Origin of the sequence: uncultured Planktomarina sp. (assembly GCA_943788425.1) — a bacterium.
GTDB lineage: Bacteria > Pseudomonadota > Alphaproteobacteria > Rhodobacterales > Rhodobacteraceae > Planktomarina.
This window is the reverse complement of the sequence record CALSQF010000008.1, coordinates 97,518-110,787: the sequence shown is the minus strand read 5'-3', so window position 1 is coordinate 110,787 and position 13,270 is coordinate 97,518. Positions and strand designations below refer to the sequence as shown.

The window sequence follows — 13,270 nt, the reverse complement described above, 5'->3', positions numbered from 1 at the left end:
CGCTTAATCCTCAATTATGTAGTCTTCCCATCCCTCTTCGGGCACTTCAAATTCCGGTATTGTCCAGCCTTGCACAGATATGCCTGACTCATGCACCGATTGCGCCGTTCCACTGCGCAGCGGGTGCCAGTCTGGAATTTCTTTGCCCTCATACAATCGTTTATATGCGCAAGTATTTGGAAGCCAATAGGCATGTTGCTCAATGGTTTCAGAGGTCATTCGGATACACTCTGGCACGAAGTTTTGTCGAATACTATACTGTGAGCATTGGCAGGTCTCATTGTCGAGAAGGCGGCAGGCAATGCGGGTGAGGGCCACATGTCCGGTGTCGGGATCTTCGAGCTTGTTGAGACAACAGCGGCCACAGCCGTCACAGAGCGCTTCCCATTCAGTTTCGGTCATCTTGGAAAGTGGCACCGTCTCCCAAAATTTTGGGCGCATCGGCTTTTGGTTTGAGCTGACGCTCATAGCTGGCTCAAAATGCGGCGGGCACGGCTGCAATCGGCATCCATCTGCGCAATCAATGCTTCAAGCCCATCGAAGGTCTTCTCACTGCGCAAATAGGCAACCAAACCGACTGATAGGGTCTCCCCGTATACATCCCCTGTGAAATCAAAAATAAACGTTTCACAATTGGGGCTATTTTCTCCAAACATGGGGCGCACACCAATCGAAGCGGCACCATGATAGCAGCCTTTATGCGGCCCGGTGAGCACATCTACCAAAACCGCATAAACCCCAAAGGCTGGTGGCTGGAGCCCCTCAATAGACATATTGGCGGTTGGATAGCCAAGTTCACGTCCGCGCTTCTCACCATGCTCAACCGCGCCTTCAAGCCGGTGCCAATGGCCCAGCATTGCGGCGGCCCGCTGCGGATCTGCGGCTGCAAGAGCTTTGCGAATATTGGTCGAGCTGATGATTTCCGCTTTATGATTTTTCAAATCTGCAATTATGACTTCAAAACCAAGGCGTTGGCCGTGTTCTTTGAGCGTTTGCGCGGTTCCGGATCGACCTTTGCCAAAGCAGAAATCAGCGCCAACCACCACGTGAGTCAGGCCGAATCCGTCGCTTAAAACCTCTTTGCAGAAGTCCCAGTCACTGAGGTCACAAAGCGATTGATCAAAGGGCAGTTCAAGGAGAACTTCAACCCCCAATTTTTCCAGCCGATGTGCGCGGGCCTCCGCATTCATCAAGCGAAAAGGTGGCAAAATTGTGCCAATTTTTTTGGCAAAAAAACTGCGAGGATGTGGTTCAAAGGTTATGACACCCAAAGGCGCACCGCTGCGTTCAGCTGCGGCACGGGTCACATCGATCACCGCTTGATGGCCCAAATGGACACCATCGAAATTGCCGATTGCCACCGCTGCGCCACGAGCATCCTGTTCTAAAAGATTGGTTTGAAAACGCCTCATGAATTCCCCCTATCGCGCCAGATTGAGCAGAGCAAGCTGTGGCGGATGAAACGGTGGCGTTTTAGTCGAATTTTCGGGAAGGAGCTAAGACGGTGGCCTCGCCGGCCAGCACTTTTTTGCCATCAATTGAGCAATGGGTGTCAAGTTTGACACGGCGGCGACCCAGATCGATGTCTGTCACTTCCACCTGCGCCGTGACCAGATCGCCGGGGCGCACGGGCGCCAGGAACTTGAGCGATTGCCCCAGATATACGGTCCCATGGCCTGGCAATTGCTCGCCAATCACCGCTGAGATCAAGCCCGCGGTGAGCATGCCATGGGCAATTCGGCCCTCAAAAATGGTGTCATTGGCATAGTCATCGTCAAGATGCACAGGGTTATGATCTGTGGAGACTTCGGCAAACATCTTTATATCTCGATCAGTCACAACCTTGCGCAAATGCCGGGTCATGCCGATTTCAATATCTTCAATACAAATTGTGCCGCGGGGCATGTTGTCGAGCATCTCGCACCTCAAGGTAATAATCGCAACGTCATGATGTCGTATGAGCAATATTATTTCCTTAAGGGGAGATAAATCAAGAGGGCGTTAGCGTAATTTTCCGATGGAATAGGTCGGTTGCCGCATTTCTTTGGTCAAATACGCCATCAGAGCTGCAGGCTCGGGTTGATCTGTGGTCTGGGTTTCGCGTGTGGCCAGGCCTCCGGTGATAAAGAGCGAATCAAGATCCTCGCCCAGTGCCCCATCAATATCGGTCAAAATTCCATCCCCGATGCAGAGGATGCGACTGTCGGGAATGTCTTTGCCCAAAGCCTCAAGGCGTCTGCGCGCCAAATCATAGATGGGGGGATGTGGTTTGCCAAAGTAGAGGCTCTCGCCGCCCATCTGTGTATAGAGTTTCGCCAGAGCGCCCGCGCACCATTCGCGTGTCTCGCCTCGGTCCACGACAATATCAGGGTTGGCGCAGAGCAGTTTTAGGCCGCGGGTCTTCGCCTGCAAAAATTGCGCCCGCATCTCCTCTGGATCGGCCAGCGGGTCAAAAGGCCCGCAGCAAACGATCCCCTCTGCCTGCTCTAAGGGCACATGTGAAATCGTGACGGGGTTTTCAATCAGCTCTAGCGGCGAAAAAAAATCTTGATCATGCGGCTGGCCGATAAAATACACCTTTTCGCCCACCGCACCGCGCAACATCGCAGCGCGGGCGCTGTCACCGGAGGTCGCGATCCCGTCATAGGCATCGCTGGGAACCCCGAGCCGGTCTAATTGCCGGCGCACGGGCGCGTGGGGGCGCGGGGCGTTGGTCACCAACATGACCGTGCAGCCCTTGGCGCGGAAGGCCTGCAGCGCCGTCACCGCCTCCGCAAACGGTGCTAGCCCATCATGAACGCAGCCCCAGAGGTCACAAAACAGTGCATCATAGGACTCGGAGATGTCCGAAAGGGACGTTATAATTCGTGTCATGAGAGGCTTTCGGTTCCGTTAAAGTTTAAGGTTGGGAATGATCTGCTTTTTGCGGCTCATGACCCCGGGCAGGACGACGGTATCGCCCGTGACCGTAGCGCCAAAAGATTTTTCTGCCACGCTTTGTGCGATGGCATTAGGGATCAATAGTGTGGCCTCCTCATTCAAAATATCGACCACAAAGAGCAATACATGATCGACCGAATCTTCCTGAGCCACGGACGGCATCGCCTCCATGAGGCTTGCCTTGCGGTCTAGGACCATCTTGGGGGAGGTGGTTTCGAGAACAGAGACGCGGAATTTCGTACCGCTCACGGCATATTCCTTACTGTCCATGCGCAACAGCTCTGAATCCGAGAAGGCAGAGACATCAGATTTTGCGGCAAACATCTCCGCGGCGTATTCCGCAATGGATAGGTTCAGATCCACCGCCAGACTTTCTGCTAGGGCTTTGTCCTGCGGTGTCGTGGTGGGGCTTCGGAACGCCAAGGTGTCAGACAAAATACAGGACAACATCACCCCTTTGATGGCCTCTGGCATCTGCGCGGCATCATCGCTCATGAGATCATGCATGATGGTTGCTGTGCAGGCTAAGGGGCGGATGGTAACGGAAATTGGTCCTTTGGTTTCAAGCCCGCCAATCAGTTTGTGATGATCGATCACGGCCAGAATATCGGCTTGATTGATATTGCTGGGCAATTCGGCGGGGTTGTTGGTGTCGACAATAACTACCGGCGCGTTGTCCTCGACATCTGCGATGGTTTCAGGTGTCTCAAAGCCCCAACGCTGAGTGACGAAGGCCGCTTCTGTATTGGGCGTGCCGAGCAGAACCGCTTGGGCGGCTTGGCCTGTCATTTCATTAAGATACCAGGCCCAAATGATGGCGCTTCCGGTGCTGTCCGTGTCAGGGGCTTTGTGGCCAAATACTTTGATCATAATACAATCCTCAGGCGGTCGTTGAATTTGCGCCCTTATAGGTGGCGAAATAGTGATTGTCACCCAGCTAAGGTTGGACCTTTTCGCGCATTTGCTGCATGAAGGTCTCATGAGGGAAAGTGAGTTATACGCGCCCATAAAAGCGCATTTTGAAGCTCAGGGCTATGAGGTAAAGGGCGAGATCGGCGCGGCGGACGTCATGGCGCGTCGCGGTGCTGAACCGGCTGTGATCATTGAGTTGAAGCTGGCGTTTTCGCTGACAGTGTTTCATCAGGCTTTGGAACGTTTCAAGCTTGTGGATGATGTTTACATCGCCGTGCTGCGGCCCGAGGGGAAGGCTGGATTGAAGCGATTGAAGGCCAATGTGACCCTCTGCCGGCGGCTGGGCCTTGGGCTTTTGACCTTGAGGCCGCGCGATTTATTCGTTGAACAGCACTGCGCGCCGGGCCCATATGCCCCGCGTAAGAATCCTCGTAAAGCTAAGAGTATTATAAAAGCTTTCGACCGGCTTGAGGGGGATCCGAACGAAGGAGGGGCCACTCGGCATGGGCTGGTGACGGGATATCGGCAAGATGCTTTGAAATGCGCGCGCTACCTGGCGCATACAGGGCCGGAAAAAGGTGCCATCGTCGCAAAGGCTACCGGTGTGCCCTCTGCAACGCGCTTGATGCGCAACAATGTCTACGGCTGGTTTGAGAAGGTGGAGACCGGGGTTTACGCTCTGACCGAGGCGGGCCGAAAAGGTCTTAATGACTGGTCTTAGTGGGCCGCACCGCCCTTATTTTTTGGTCACAAACCCGCCGTGCAGATAAGCGGCGTTGCCGCTGCTGTCTGCGCCCGCGCGATCAAAAACCCCGGAAAGGGTGCCGGCTGTTTCGCCAAAAAAAACACCCTCGATGCGCATGGGGCCGAAGCTTGTGCCATTGCTTGGGGTCTGGTTAAATCGTGCGGTGCCTGTGGTGGTCTCAAAGGTGTTTTTGGTGATGGAGGTGCTGGGTAGGGCGACTGTCAAGATGGCTGATCCGGGGGTGAATTGTGGATCGCTGTATTGGCTGTAAACCATGGATCCGGAGACGGTGTTTGCGGTGAAATCCACATTAAATGTTCCTATGCCCAAAAATTTTCTGAGCTGTGCGGAGGGGGTGACCGAGGGTTGCAGGACGGCATTGACCGTATCTTTATATCGGGCATTGCCCGAGGCAGGCATGGCCGTGGGGTCAGTATTGGGGCAGATGGCGCTGTAGGTTGTGTCCACTTGCCTGGCGCTGGTCAGCTCTATGGCCATGACCAAAGCGGACTCTTTTTCTACAATCACGGCCAAAACTTTTGGGTGCCCGCCCGAGATCGGCTCAAAGACCGAATCTCCATACCCGTCGAACAGGCTGTATTGCTGGCCTTGGCTGTCTAATGTGAGAATGGTGGCGCTGGTGAAATTGATCTGCATGGGGGATCGAGAGATAATTACATAGGATATGCCGCTGCTGGTGGGCGTGCCGCGCAGGGATTGATCATTTGCCAGCTCACAGGTTTCACCAAAGCGGACCTGAGCGCCTGCACCCGCATAGCCAGACGCGGCCAAGGCCGCGCGCCCGATCGCAGCGGGAGGGGGCAGCGTCGGTGTGGTGGGGGGCGTGGTGCTTGTTTCTGCTCCGTCACCACCACAGGCGCTCAGGGATAAACATAGCGGCACCCAACTCAGGCCTTGTTTCATAACTCGCTCTTCCGTCTATGCAGCCAAAGAGGGCGGAAAAAGTTAATTTCTTATTAAGTTGTGGCGGTGTTATTTTTCGCATTTGAGGGATGTTTTATCCATCCCTCAGGGGGTGCTGCATCATAGCTCAAATAAATCAGGCGCATGGCGCGACAGGCGTTTGGCGCCATGAGCGGTCACCTCTACGGAATGGCCAAGACACATGGCCAGACCCGCGTCGCTGTCCATTAGGATCATATGCAAAAAGAACACCTGGCTTTTGCGCATCAATGTCGGGTTATTCTCATAGAACATGGGGAAATCGACCCAAATTGGGTTGTAAATTGCCCCCATCGCATAGCCGCAGGCATTCAGGCGGGCGTGGCCCAGACCGGCTTTGTCAAAGACCTGTGCATGTGTGGCGAAAACCTCGGCCATGGGCCGGCCGGGTTGGATGGCGGCTTCGCAGGCCTCGAGCGCGTCGCGAGCAACGCTGTGCATAAGGCGTTGGGCGGCGTTGGCTTTGCCGATGACCAAAGTCTGCATCATCGCGGCGTGATAGCGGGCATAGGCGCCCGACCATTCAAGCGTCAGCTGGTCTTGCACATCAAGATGGCGGCGGCCGGAGGCATAGCGGCACAGCAATGCGCGCTCAGCGGAGCCAATGATGAATTCATTTCCAGCATAATCGCCGCCACCACGGAAGACCGCGCCTTGCATTTCGGCCAAAATATCGCCTTCAAAGGCACCGGCGCGGGTGCTGGCCAATGCCGCATCCAAAGCATCATCAGAGAGGGCGGCGGCGCGGCGGTGCATGTCCAACTCCGCAGGCGATTTATCTTGGCGCAGGTCCGATATGAGTCCATCTGCGCGTTGCAAGCTCTGGTCGAAAGCGTCGATGACTGATTGCCCATTGGCGAAGGTGAGACCTGGGGTTTCGGTTTCCATGGCAATTTTGCCGCGATAGCCCAAGGATTTGACCAAATCCGCCAGAGTGCTGGCTGGTGATACGCCTTCGATATCTTTCCAAATATGGATCTGCGCATCAGTGAGGGTTGAGGTCTGCTGGGCTTGGCGGAGATCTGGCGCGCGCGTGAGCAGGTTCAACCGCCCATCTGCCCCCAAAATGAGGCATTGGAACATGGCAAAGCCAAAAGTGTCATAGCCGCAAATCCAATAGTGACTTTCTGGCGCAAAGAGCAGTACCGCCTCTAAGTCTCGCGCCTGAAGCGCCGCGGCGGCCTTGGACAGCCTTGTTGCATATTCTGCATCTGAAAAATGAAACGGCATCCTGAACTCCCTTTGAGCGCAGGATGCCGAAGGCTTTTACCTCTGACAAGTCCAGATCTGCCCCGGCGGCGATAACCGCAAGGATGCTGAGAAATTAATCCGCGGAGTAGTTTCCGATGGCCACACGGGGCGTGCCGTTAACGGTTTAATCTAAACTTAAAACGCCGGCGAGGACCTCGCTGTTATTTCTGTAGAATGACCAGTTTCTGGATGACTCCATCGTCGATCCAGACGGTAAATTCGTTATGACCTTCACTTAGGTGGAGAGAGTCACAGGCAGTGTGGTTGCTCAGTGTGGCGTGCTGGTGGTGCTCGAATATTGCGCCTGTGCAGGTTCGGTTGTGGCTTCATCACCACCGCCGTCGTAAGGGAGAGTAAAACAGGACGTGCCAAAAACAGATTTTGCGTCTTTCTTCGAGATGTTATAAACTAGATTTTTAAAGGATCATACCACTTAATTACATGTTCTTAATAACTTCACGGCCAAAGCAGTTTGCCATGGCCATGATTTTTCAACAGGTTTGAATGAGTGCTGGATCAATCCTCGGTTACATAACCACCATTGATCACAACACTTACGCTGATGGTACTCTCACTTCCATCAATTGTATTCACGGCCCCGTCGGCTTTAATGACCCTGCTTAGAACGCCGCCATTTATCCCATAGAACGCGCCGCTTACATCAGCAGTGTTCAGCGCATATTGGGCTGTTGTATTCTTAGCTGTGTCTATTGATTGGTTGATTGTGATTTGAGCATTACTCGCGTCAAATCCAGTTCTGGAAATAGCGGTTGTTGGCAGGGTAAGCGTACCCGCTGTCAGTTTGGTATGTTCTGCCGCTTCGCTGATTTTTATTGAGCCGCCGACTGTGTTATTACTAAAGTTGACAGATAAATTCGCATCAAGCTTGCGCCACTTGCGGGTGGTTGGCATTTGCAAGGACAGACGGCCTTTAACTGTATAGGTTGCGGTGCCGGTTGCCGCTGCGACTGTCGCTTCAGCGGTCTCATAACCATAGACCAGCAGCACACTCCAAACGGTGTAAGAAGAGTTGTGGCCTTTGATCTCAAGGCGTTCATAGGAGGCGACCCAAGAGCCGCCATCGCTGCCGGTTTCCTTTGGTTTCAGATAAATATCCTTGCCGTTGACGCGCCCAGAATAATGCCTCTCTTTGGTATCCCATGTCAGGGTGACGGTTTTTCCACAGATCTCAACATCGAAAGTGAAATCTTTTTGATTGCTGGAGGCGGTCGCACTTAACGGGTTCGCCTTTACGTTGATCACCTCATCGTTAACGAAGGAGACTTTGCCGTCTTGCACCAGGGTCATCGGACCGTTGTGGGTGCGAAAGGTGCCGGTCGAGGCCGTGCTAACGCCAGAGGTGGCAATCTGGGCCGCAGCGCTTGTTGTACCGGTGGTCTCTTTTGGATTGCTGCAGGCGGTGATCGCGGCGGCCAAGGGAAACGCAAATTTTTTTTCAGCATCAAATAACTTTGTGAAAATTTATTTATTAATTAAAAAATAATTCTGCTATATTTCAGATATTCTTTAAGATATTTCAAGTCAATTTTTCTGCAAGTTTCGCTCTAAAGTAGTAAATTTGCCACCTAGAATTTTTTTTGATCTGACCGTTGACACCGGCAACGGGAGTCCCTATCTCCCGTTCGTTATCACTCGAAGCACTCGAGTGCTAATTCAAGTTCAACCTTGAGCCAGCTAGGAGTTACTAAAGATGGCATTTACCCCTCTGCACGACCGCGTTCTTGTCGAACGCGTTGAAGGCGAAGAAAAAACTGCGGGTGGTTTAATCATCCCAGACAACGCCAAAGAAAAGCCTGCTGAAGGCGTTATTGTCGCCGTGGGCGCAGGTTTGCGTGACGACGATGGCGATCGCATCGCTTTGGACGTTAAAAAAGGTGACAAAGTTCTGTTCGGAAAATGGTCCGGTACCGAGGTGACCGTTGACGGCAAAGATTTGTTGATCATGAAAGAAAGCGATATCCTAGGTGTAATCTCTTAAGATCCCTAAGGACAAGTTTTTAAATTGAAATTTTAAGACGAGGATCTGCAAAATGGCAGCAAAAGACGTCAAATTTGGCACCGATGCACGCAACCGTATGTTAAACGGTGTGAACATCCTGGCCGACGCTGTAAAAGTTACATTGGGCCCGAAAGGCCGCAATGTGGTTCTGGACAAATCTTTCGGTGCACCGCGCATCACAAAAGATGGTGTCTCAGTGGCGAAAGAGATCGAACTGGAAGACAAGTTCGAAAACATGGGCGCGCAGATGGTCAAAGAAGTGGCCTCACGCACCAATGACGAGGCTGGCGACGGCACAACCACCGCGACTCTTTTGGCTCAAGCCATCGTGCGCGAAGGTATGAAATCTGTAGCCGCCGGCATGAACCCAATGGATCTGAAGCGTGGCATCGACACAGCGACAACAACCGTTGTTGACGCGATCAAAGCCGCTGCACGTCCAGTGACAGACAGCGCAGAAGTCGCGCAAGTCGGTACAATCTCCGCCAACGGCGAAGCTGACATCGGCCAGCAAATTGCAGACGCGATGCAGCGCGTTGGCAATGAAGGTGTCATCACTGTTGAAGAGAACAAAGGTCTGGAAACAGAAACTGTTGTTGTAGAAGGCATGCAGTTTGACCGCGGTTACCTCTCCCCTTATTTTGTCACCAACCCTGACAAAATGACAACTGAGCTGGAAGATGCGATCATCTTGTTGCATGAGAAGAAACTCTCCTCCTTGCAGCCAATGGTGCCATTGCTTGAGCAAGTGATCCAGTCTGGCAAACCATTGTTGATCATTGCGGAAGATGTTGAAGGCGAAGCCTTGGCAACTTTGGTTGTGAACAAATTGCGCGGTGGTTTGAAAATTGCAGCAGTCAAAGCCCCAGGTTTTGGCGATCGCCGCAAAGCCATGTTGCAAGATTTGGCAATTCTGACTGGCGGTCAAGTGATCTCTGAAGATCTTGGCATGAAGCTTGAGTCTGTGACAATGGACATGCTCGGCTCTGCCAAGCGCGTTTCTATCACCAAAGACGAAACCACCATCGTCGACGGTTTGGGCGAGAAAGCCGAAATCGAAGCTCGTGTGGCTCAGATCCGTGGTCAGATCGAAGAGACAACTTCCGATTACGACCGCGAAAAACTGCAAGAGCGCGTTGCCAAGTTGGCAGGCGGTGTTGCTGTGATCCGCGTCGGCGGCATGACCGAAGTTGAAGTGAAAGAGCGCAAAGATCGCGTTGATGACGCCTTGAACGCGACCCGTGCGGCCGTGCAAGAAGGTGTTGTTGTCGGTGGCGGAGTTGCTCTGGTTCAGGCTGGTAAAGCACTGGCCAGCCTCGAAGGCGTCAATCCAGACCAAACTGCTGGTATCAAAATTGTGGCACGCGCGATCGAAGCTCCTTTGCGCCAAATCGCCGAAAATGCCGGTGTTGATGGTGCGGTTGTAGCTGGCAAAGTGCGTGAAAGCGACGATCTGTCCTTTGGCTTCAATGCGCAAACCGAAGAATATGGCGATCTGTTCGCATTTGGCGTTATTGATCCGGCCAAAGTTGTTCGTACCGCATTGGAAGATGCAGCATCGGTTGCAGGTCTGTTGATCACAACCGAAGCTATGGTAGCTGATAAGCCCGAAAAAGCCGGCGCTGCTGCTGGCGGTGGCATGCCCGATATGGGTGGCATGGGCGGCATGGGCGGCATGATGTAAGTCAGCTGGTCATTTACGACCTGTTTTTTGAAAAGGCCCGCGCTTGTCGTGGGCCTTTTTGTTGGAGTGGCTCTTTAAAGGCCTGGCCCTGGCGCCTATTTCTAAATCATGCTCAAACCGCTTTTCCTCTCTTTTGGCCTTTTGCTGCCCAATTGGGCCTTTGCGCAAGACTGTGTGATCCTGCTGCATGGGTTGGCGCGCAGCGAGGCCTCTTTTGCGTTGATGGCGCGGAGCCTGCGGGGGCAGGGCTATCACGTGGTGGCTCCGGAATTTTCCACGCGGGGTAAGCCGATTGAGAGTTTGGTGAGTGAAACTTTGCCTGAGGCTGTCGCGGGCTGTGGCGCGCGTCGGCTCCATTTTGTGACCCATTCTTTGGGCGGTATTATGGTGCGGGCCTATCTGGCCTGGGCCAAGCCCGAGAACTTAGGCCATGTGGTGATGCTTGGGCCACCAAATAAAGGCTCAGAGGTGGTGGATGCGATGCAGGCACTCTCGGCCTTTGATTGGGTCAATGGGCCGGCAGGGCGGCAATTGGGCACGGACGCCAGCAGTTTCCCAAATCGGTTACCACAGGTTAATTTTTCGCTGGGCATCATTGCCGGCACGGTCAGTTTTAACCCGGTGTATTCCAATTTCATCAACGGGCCAGATGATGGGAAAGTCTCCGTTGAAAGCACCCGAGTGGAAGGGATGCGCGATCATTTGATATTGCCGGTGTCTCACAGCTTTATGATGAACAACCCATTGGTCATTGCCCAAGTATCTCATTACCTAAAGGCTGGGGCGTTTGACGCCAACCTCACCCTACGCGACGTGAGCTTGGATCTGTTTCTCAAGGCATTAAGGTTCAGCTTAGACGACTCGCAGCGCCCTTGATCCAATATCTGTCTTTCCGCGCAGGGGTGCTATGTGCGAAAATTGACATGACCCATTTTACGGCCGGGTTTGATCTCCGATTTGCCATATAAATGCAATGCGGCATTGGTTTCGCGCAGCTCCGATACCCGACCTATATCGGCACCAATCAGATTTTCCATGCGTATATCGCTGTGGCGAGTGCCGTCGCCCAAAGGCCAGCCGGCGACCGCACGGATATGTTGCTCAAATTGGCAGATATCGCAGCCGTTTTGTGTCCAATGGCCCGAGTTGTGCACGCGTGGGGCAATCTCATTGACGATCAACCCATCGTTGGTCACGAAAAGCTCGACGCCCATGACGCCAACATAATCCAAAGCATTCAGGATTTGTCCGGCCAAGAGAACCGCATCCATGCGTTGGGCGGCGGTCAAAGTGGCCGGGACTGTTGTGCTGTGCAAAATCCCCTCGCGATGGACATTCTCACCAGGATCATAGCAGGCCACCTGCCCATCACTGGCACGTGCCGCGATCACGGATACCTCATGGCTGAAATTGATAAAGCCTTCCAACACTGAGGGCGCGCCCTGCATGGCCTGCCATGTTTCCGCCATTTCTGAGGCATCCCTGAGCCGACTTTGCCCCTTGCCGTCATAGCCCATGCGGCGTGTCTTCAGAATGGAGGGGGTGCCAATAGACTGGGCAGCTGCTTCGGCTTCAGCCGCGGTGGTGACATTGGCATAGGGCGCCACTTTCAGGCCGAGCCCGGTGAGAAATTCTTTCTCAGAGAGGCGATCTTGTGATATTGTCAAGGCCCGGCGACCTGGGTGAATAGGGCGGATCTGCTCGAGGATATCCAGCGCCGAGGTTGGGATATTCTCAAATTCATAGGTAATCACATCTACCGATTGGGCAAAACAGCGCAGCGCTGCGTCATCTTCATAGGAGGCGGTGGTGACCTGATCGGCTACGTGACCGGCCGGAGGATTGGCGCCGGGTTCAAAAATATGCGCCTTTAGTCCCAAACGACTGGCGGCCACTGCGAGCATACGGCCCAATTGACCACCGCCCAAAATTCCAATGCAAGCACCTTGGGGCAGGGGGTTACTCATCAACTGGCTCCTGGGGGATAGAGGCGGACAGGGCCGCGCGCCAGGAATCAAGCCGCGCGGCGATATCTGGATTTTGCGTGGCCAAGATACCTGCGGCCATCAGCCCGGCGTTGACCGCACCGGCCGCTCCAATGGCCATAGTTGCCACAGGATAGCCCTTTGGCATCTGAAGGATTGAATAGAGGCTATCGACCCCTGAAAGCGCCTTGGTTTGCACAGGCACGCCCACAACTGGGATGCGGGTTTTTGAGGCCACCATGCCAGGCAAATGCGCGGCCCCGCCGGCGCCAGCAATAATCACTTTCAAGCCCCTTTCCACCGCGCTTGTCCCATAATCCCAGAGGCGATCAGGTGTTCTATGGGCAGAAACGATTTTGCTTTCATATGCAATGTCCAAGGCGTCGAGAATTTCGGCGGCATGTTTCATTGTTGGCCAATCTGATTGGCTGCCCATTATTATTCCGACATGCACCATTTGAATGTTCCATATTTAGCGCTAAGAGAAAGGCCGAATTAACCCATTGCCGGAGATTAGGCAATAATATCGGGGGTAAGTTCATCTTCAAGTCTAGCGATTTGGTCTTTGAGGTGGAGTTTTTTCTGTTTCAAGCGTTTCACCGTCAGCTGATCACCGGCACGATCCACTAGGGCGGATATTGCCAGGTCGAGATCGCGGTGTTCTTGGCGGAGCACGGCAAGTTGGATGGTCATGACCTCTCGCGGATTGAGCTGTTGACTGCCTGACATGGGCGACCTCTTGAGTTTCTGCTTTTCGCTTAAAGGTTTTT

Annotated in this window: 15 protein-coding genes; 4 read left to right on the top strand and 11 right to left on the bottom strand. The window is 53.5% G+C overall.

The window, feature by feature from the left end; genetic code table 11:
* Positions 1 to 3: 3 nt before the first annotated feature.
* The 5 genes from ABLW18_RS09170 to ABLW18_RS09150 form a co-directional block, all read right to left on the bottom strand.
* The gene (locus ABLW18_RS09170) at positions 4 to 468 is read right to left on the bottom strand and encodes a YcgN family cysteine cluster protein (RefSeq protein WP_347824514.1); all 465 of its coding nucleotides are present in this window, start codon (positions 466 to 468) and stop codon (positions 4 to 6) included.
* The gene (locus ABLW18_RS09165; protein ID WP_347824513.1) at positions 465 to 1,412 is read right to left on the bottom strand and encodes a bifunctional riboflavin kinase/FAD synthetase; all 948 of its coding nucleotides are present in this window, start codon (positions 1,410 to 1,412) and stop codon (positions 465 to 467) included. Before ABLW18_RS09165 ends, ABLW18_RS09170 begins: the two co-directional genes overlap by 4 nt.
* A 61-nt stretch (positions 1,413 to 1,473) precedes the next feature.
* Positions 1,474 to 1,917 (bottom strand): MaoC family dehydratase, encoded by a 444-nt coding sequence (locus tag ABLW18_RS09160; protein WP_347824512.1) that lies wholly within the window; start codon positions 1,915 to 1,917, stop codon positions 1,474 to 1,476.
* Between the two features lie 84 nt (positions 1,918 to 2,001).
* The gene (locus tag ABLW18_RS09155) at positions 2,002 to 2,874 is read right to left on the bottom strand and encodes a TIGR01459 family HAD-type hydrolase (RefSeq protein WP_347824511.1); all 873 of its coding nucleotides are present in this window, start codon (positions 2,872 to 2,874) and stop codon (positions 2,002 to 2,004) included.
* An 18-nt stretch (positions 2,875 to 2,892) separates the two neighbouring features.
* Positions 2,893 to 3,813, bottom strand: coding sequence for a manganese-dependent inorganic pyrophosphatase (locus ABLW18_RS09150; RefSeq protein WP_347824540.1), 921 nt, complete (start codon positions 3,811 to 3,813; stop codon positions 2,893 to 2,895).
* A gap of 106 nt (positions 3,814 to 3,919) precedes the next feature.
* Between ABLW18_RS09150 and ABLW18_RS09145 the strand changes: the two genes are divergently transcribed.
* On the top strand, positions 3,920 to 4,573 hold the full coding sequence (locus tag ABLW18_RS09145) for a DUF2161 domain-containing phosphodiesterase (protein WP_347824510.1): 654 nt from the start codon (positions 3,920 to 3,922) through the stop codon (positions 4,571 to 4,573).
* A 15-nt stretch (positions 4,574 to 4,588) separates the two neighbouring features.
* Here the strand turns inward: ABLW18_RS09145 and ABLW18_RS09140 are convergent, their stop codons facing one another.
* The 3 genes from ABLW18_RS09140 to ABLW18_RS09130 all read right to left on the bottom strand — a co-directional run bounded on the left by ABLW18_RS09140 (position 4,589) and on the right by ABLW18_RS09130 (position 8,248).
* Positions 4,589 to 5,521: a transferrin-binding protein-like solute binding protein gene (locus ABLW18_RS09140; RefSeq protein WP_347824509.1), complete on the bottom strand. Its 933-nt coding sequence runs from the start codon at positions 5,519 to 5,521 to the stop codon at positions 4,589 to 4,591.
* Between the two features lie 120 nt (positions 5,522 to 5,641).
* Positions 5,642 to 6,790 (bottom strand): Xaa-Pro peptidase family protein, encoded by a 1,149-nt coding sequence (locus tag ABLW18_RS09135; RefSeq protein WP_347824508.1) that lies wholly within the window; start codon positions 6,788 to 6,790, stop codon positions 5,642 to 5,644.
* A 537-nt stretch (positions 6,791 to 7,327) separates the two neighbouring features.
* Positions 7,328 to 8,248 (bottom strand): hypothetical protein, encoded by a 921-nt coding sequence (locus ABLW18_RS09130; protein ID WP_347824507.1) that lies wholly within the window; start codon positions 8,246 to 8,248, stop codon positions 7,328 to 7,330.
* 274 nt (positions 8,249 to 8,522) lie between these two features.
* Between ABLW18_RS09130 and groES the strand changes: the two genes are divergently transcribed.
* The 3 genes from groES (at position 8,523) to ABLW18_RS09115 (ending at position 11,391) form a co-directional block, all read left to right on the top strand.
* Complete coding sequence (gene groES, locus ABLW18_RS09125) at positions 8,523 to 8,810, top strand: co-chaperone GroES (RefSeq protein ID WP_347824506.1); 288 nt, start codon at positions 8,523 to 8,525, stop codon at positions 8,808 to 8,810.
* A 52-nt stretch (positions 8,811 to 8,862) separates the two neighbouring features.
* Positions 8,863 to 10,515 carry a chaperonin GroEL gene (groL, locus tag ABLW18_RS09120; RefSeq protein WP_347824505.1) on the top strand — a complete coding sequence of 551 codons (1,653 nt, stop codon included), beginning with the start codon at positions 8,863 to 8,865 and terminating at the stop codon, positions 10,513 to 10,515.
* 108 nt (positions 10,516 to 10,623) lie between these two features.
* The gene (locus ABLW18_RS09115; protein WP_347824504.1) at positions 10,624 to 11,391 is read left to right on the top strand and encodes an alpha/beta fold hydrolase; all 768 of its coding nucleotides are present in this window, start codon (positions 10,624 to 10,626) and stop codon (positions 11,389 to 11,391) included.
* A gap of 29 nt (positions 11,392 to 11,420) precedes the next feature.
* Here the strand turns inward: ABLW18_RS09115 and ABLW18_RS09110 are convergent, their stop codons facing one another.
* From ABLW18_RS09110 to ABLW18_RS09100, 3 genes are read right to left on the bottom strand one after another with little or no spacing between them, the layout of a single operon-like run.
* On the bottom strand, positions 11,421 to 12,482 hold the full coding sequence (locus tag ABLW18_RS09110) for a 5-(carboxyamino)imidazole ribonucleotide synthase (protein WP_347824503.1): 1,062 nt from the start codon (positions 12,480 to 12,482) through the stop codon (positions 11,421 to 11,423).
* Positions 12,475 to 12,957: a 5-(carboxyamino)imidazole ribonucleotide mutase gene (gene purE, locus ABLW18_RS09105; protein ID WP_347824502.1), complete on the bottom strand. Its 483-nt coding sequence runs from the start codon at positions 12,955 to 12,957 to the stop codon at positions 12,475 to 12,477. Before purE ends, ABLW18_RS09110 begins: the two co-directional genes overlap by 8 nt.
* Positions 12,958 to 13,013: 56 nt before the next feature.
* Positions 13,014 to 13,229: a DUF465 domain-containing protein gene (locus ABLW18_RS09100; protein WP_347824501.1), complete on the bottom strand. Its 216-nt coding sequence runs from the start codon at positions 13,227 to 13,229 to the stop codon at positions 13,014 to 13,016.
* Between the last annotated feature and the right edge of the window lie 41 nt (positions 13,230 to 13,270).

Coding starts and splice junctions, on each gene's coding strand:
- ABLW18_RS09170 (WP_347824514.1), bottom strand. CDS start 468: ATGAGCGTCAGCTCAAACCAAAAGCCGATGCGCCCAAAATTTTGGGAG.
- ABLW18_RS09165 (WP_347824513.1), bottom strand. CDS start 1,412: ATGAGGCGTTTTCAAACCAATCTTTTAGAACAGGATGCTCGTGGCGCA.
- ABLW18_RS09160 (WP_347824512.1), bottom strand. CDS start 1,917: ATGCTCGACAACATGCCCCGCGGCACAATTTGTATTGAAGATATTGAA.
- ABLW18_RS09155 (WP_347824511.1), bottom strand. CDS start 2,874: ATGACACGAATTATAACGTCCCTTTCGGACATCTCCGAGTCCTATGAT.
- ABLW18_RS09145 (WP_347824510.1), top strand. CDS start 3,920: ATGAGGGAAAGTGAGTTATACGCGCCCATAAAAGCGCATTTTGAAGCT.
- ABLW18_RS09140 (WP_347824509.1), bottom strand. CDS start 5,521: ATGAAACAAGGCCTGAGTTGGGTGCCGCTATGTTTATCCCTGAGCGCC.
- ABLW18_RS09135 (WP_347824508.1), bottom strand. CDS start 6,790: ATGCCGTTTCATTTTTCAGATGCAGAATATGCAACAAGGCTGTCCAAG.
- groES (WP_347824506.1), top strand. CDS start 8,523: ATGGCATTTACCCCTCTGCACGACCGCGTTCTTGTCGAACGCGTTGAA.
- groL (WP_347824505.1), top strand. CDS start 8,863: ATGGCAGCAAAAGACGTCAAATTTGGCACCGATGCACGCAACCGTATG.
- ABLW18_RS09115 (WP_347824504.1), top strand. CDS start 10,624: ATGCTCAAACCGCTTTTCCTCTCTTTTGGCCTTTTGCTGCCCAATTGG.
- ABLW18_RS09110 (WP_347824503.1), bottom strand. CDS start 12,482: ATGAGTAACCCCCTGCCCCAAGGTGCTTGCATTGGAATTTTGGGCGGT.
- purE (WP_347824502.1), bottom strand. CDS start 12,957: ATGGTGCATGTCGGAATAATAATGGGCAGCCAATCAGATTGGCCAACA.
- ABLW18_RS09100 (WP_347824501.1), bottom strand. CDS start 13,229: ATGTCAGGCAGTCAACAGCTCAATCCGCGAGAGGTCATGACCATCCAA.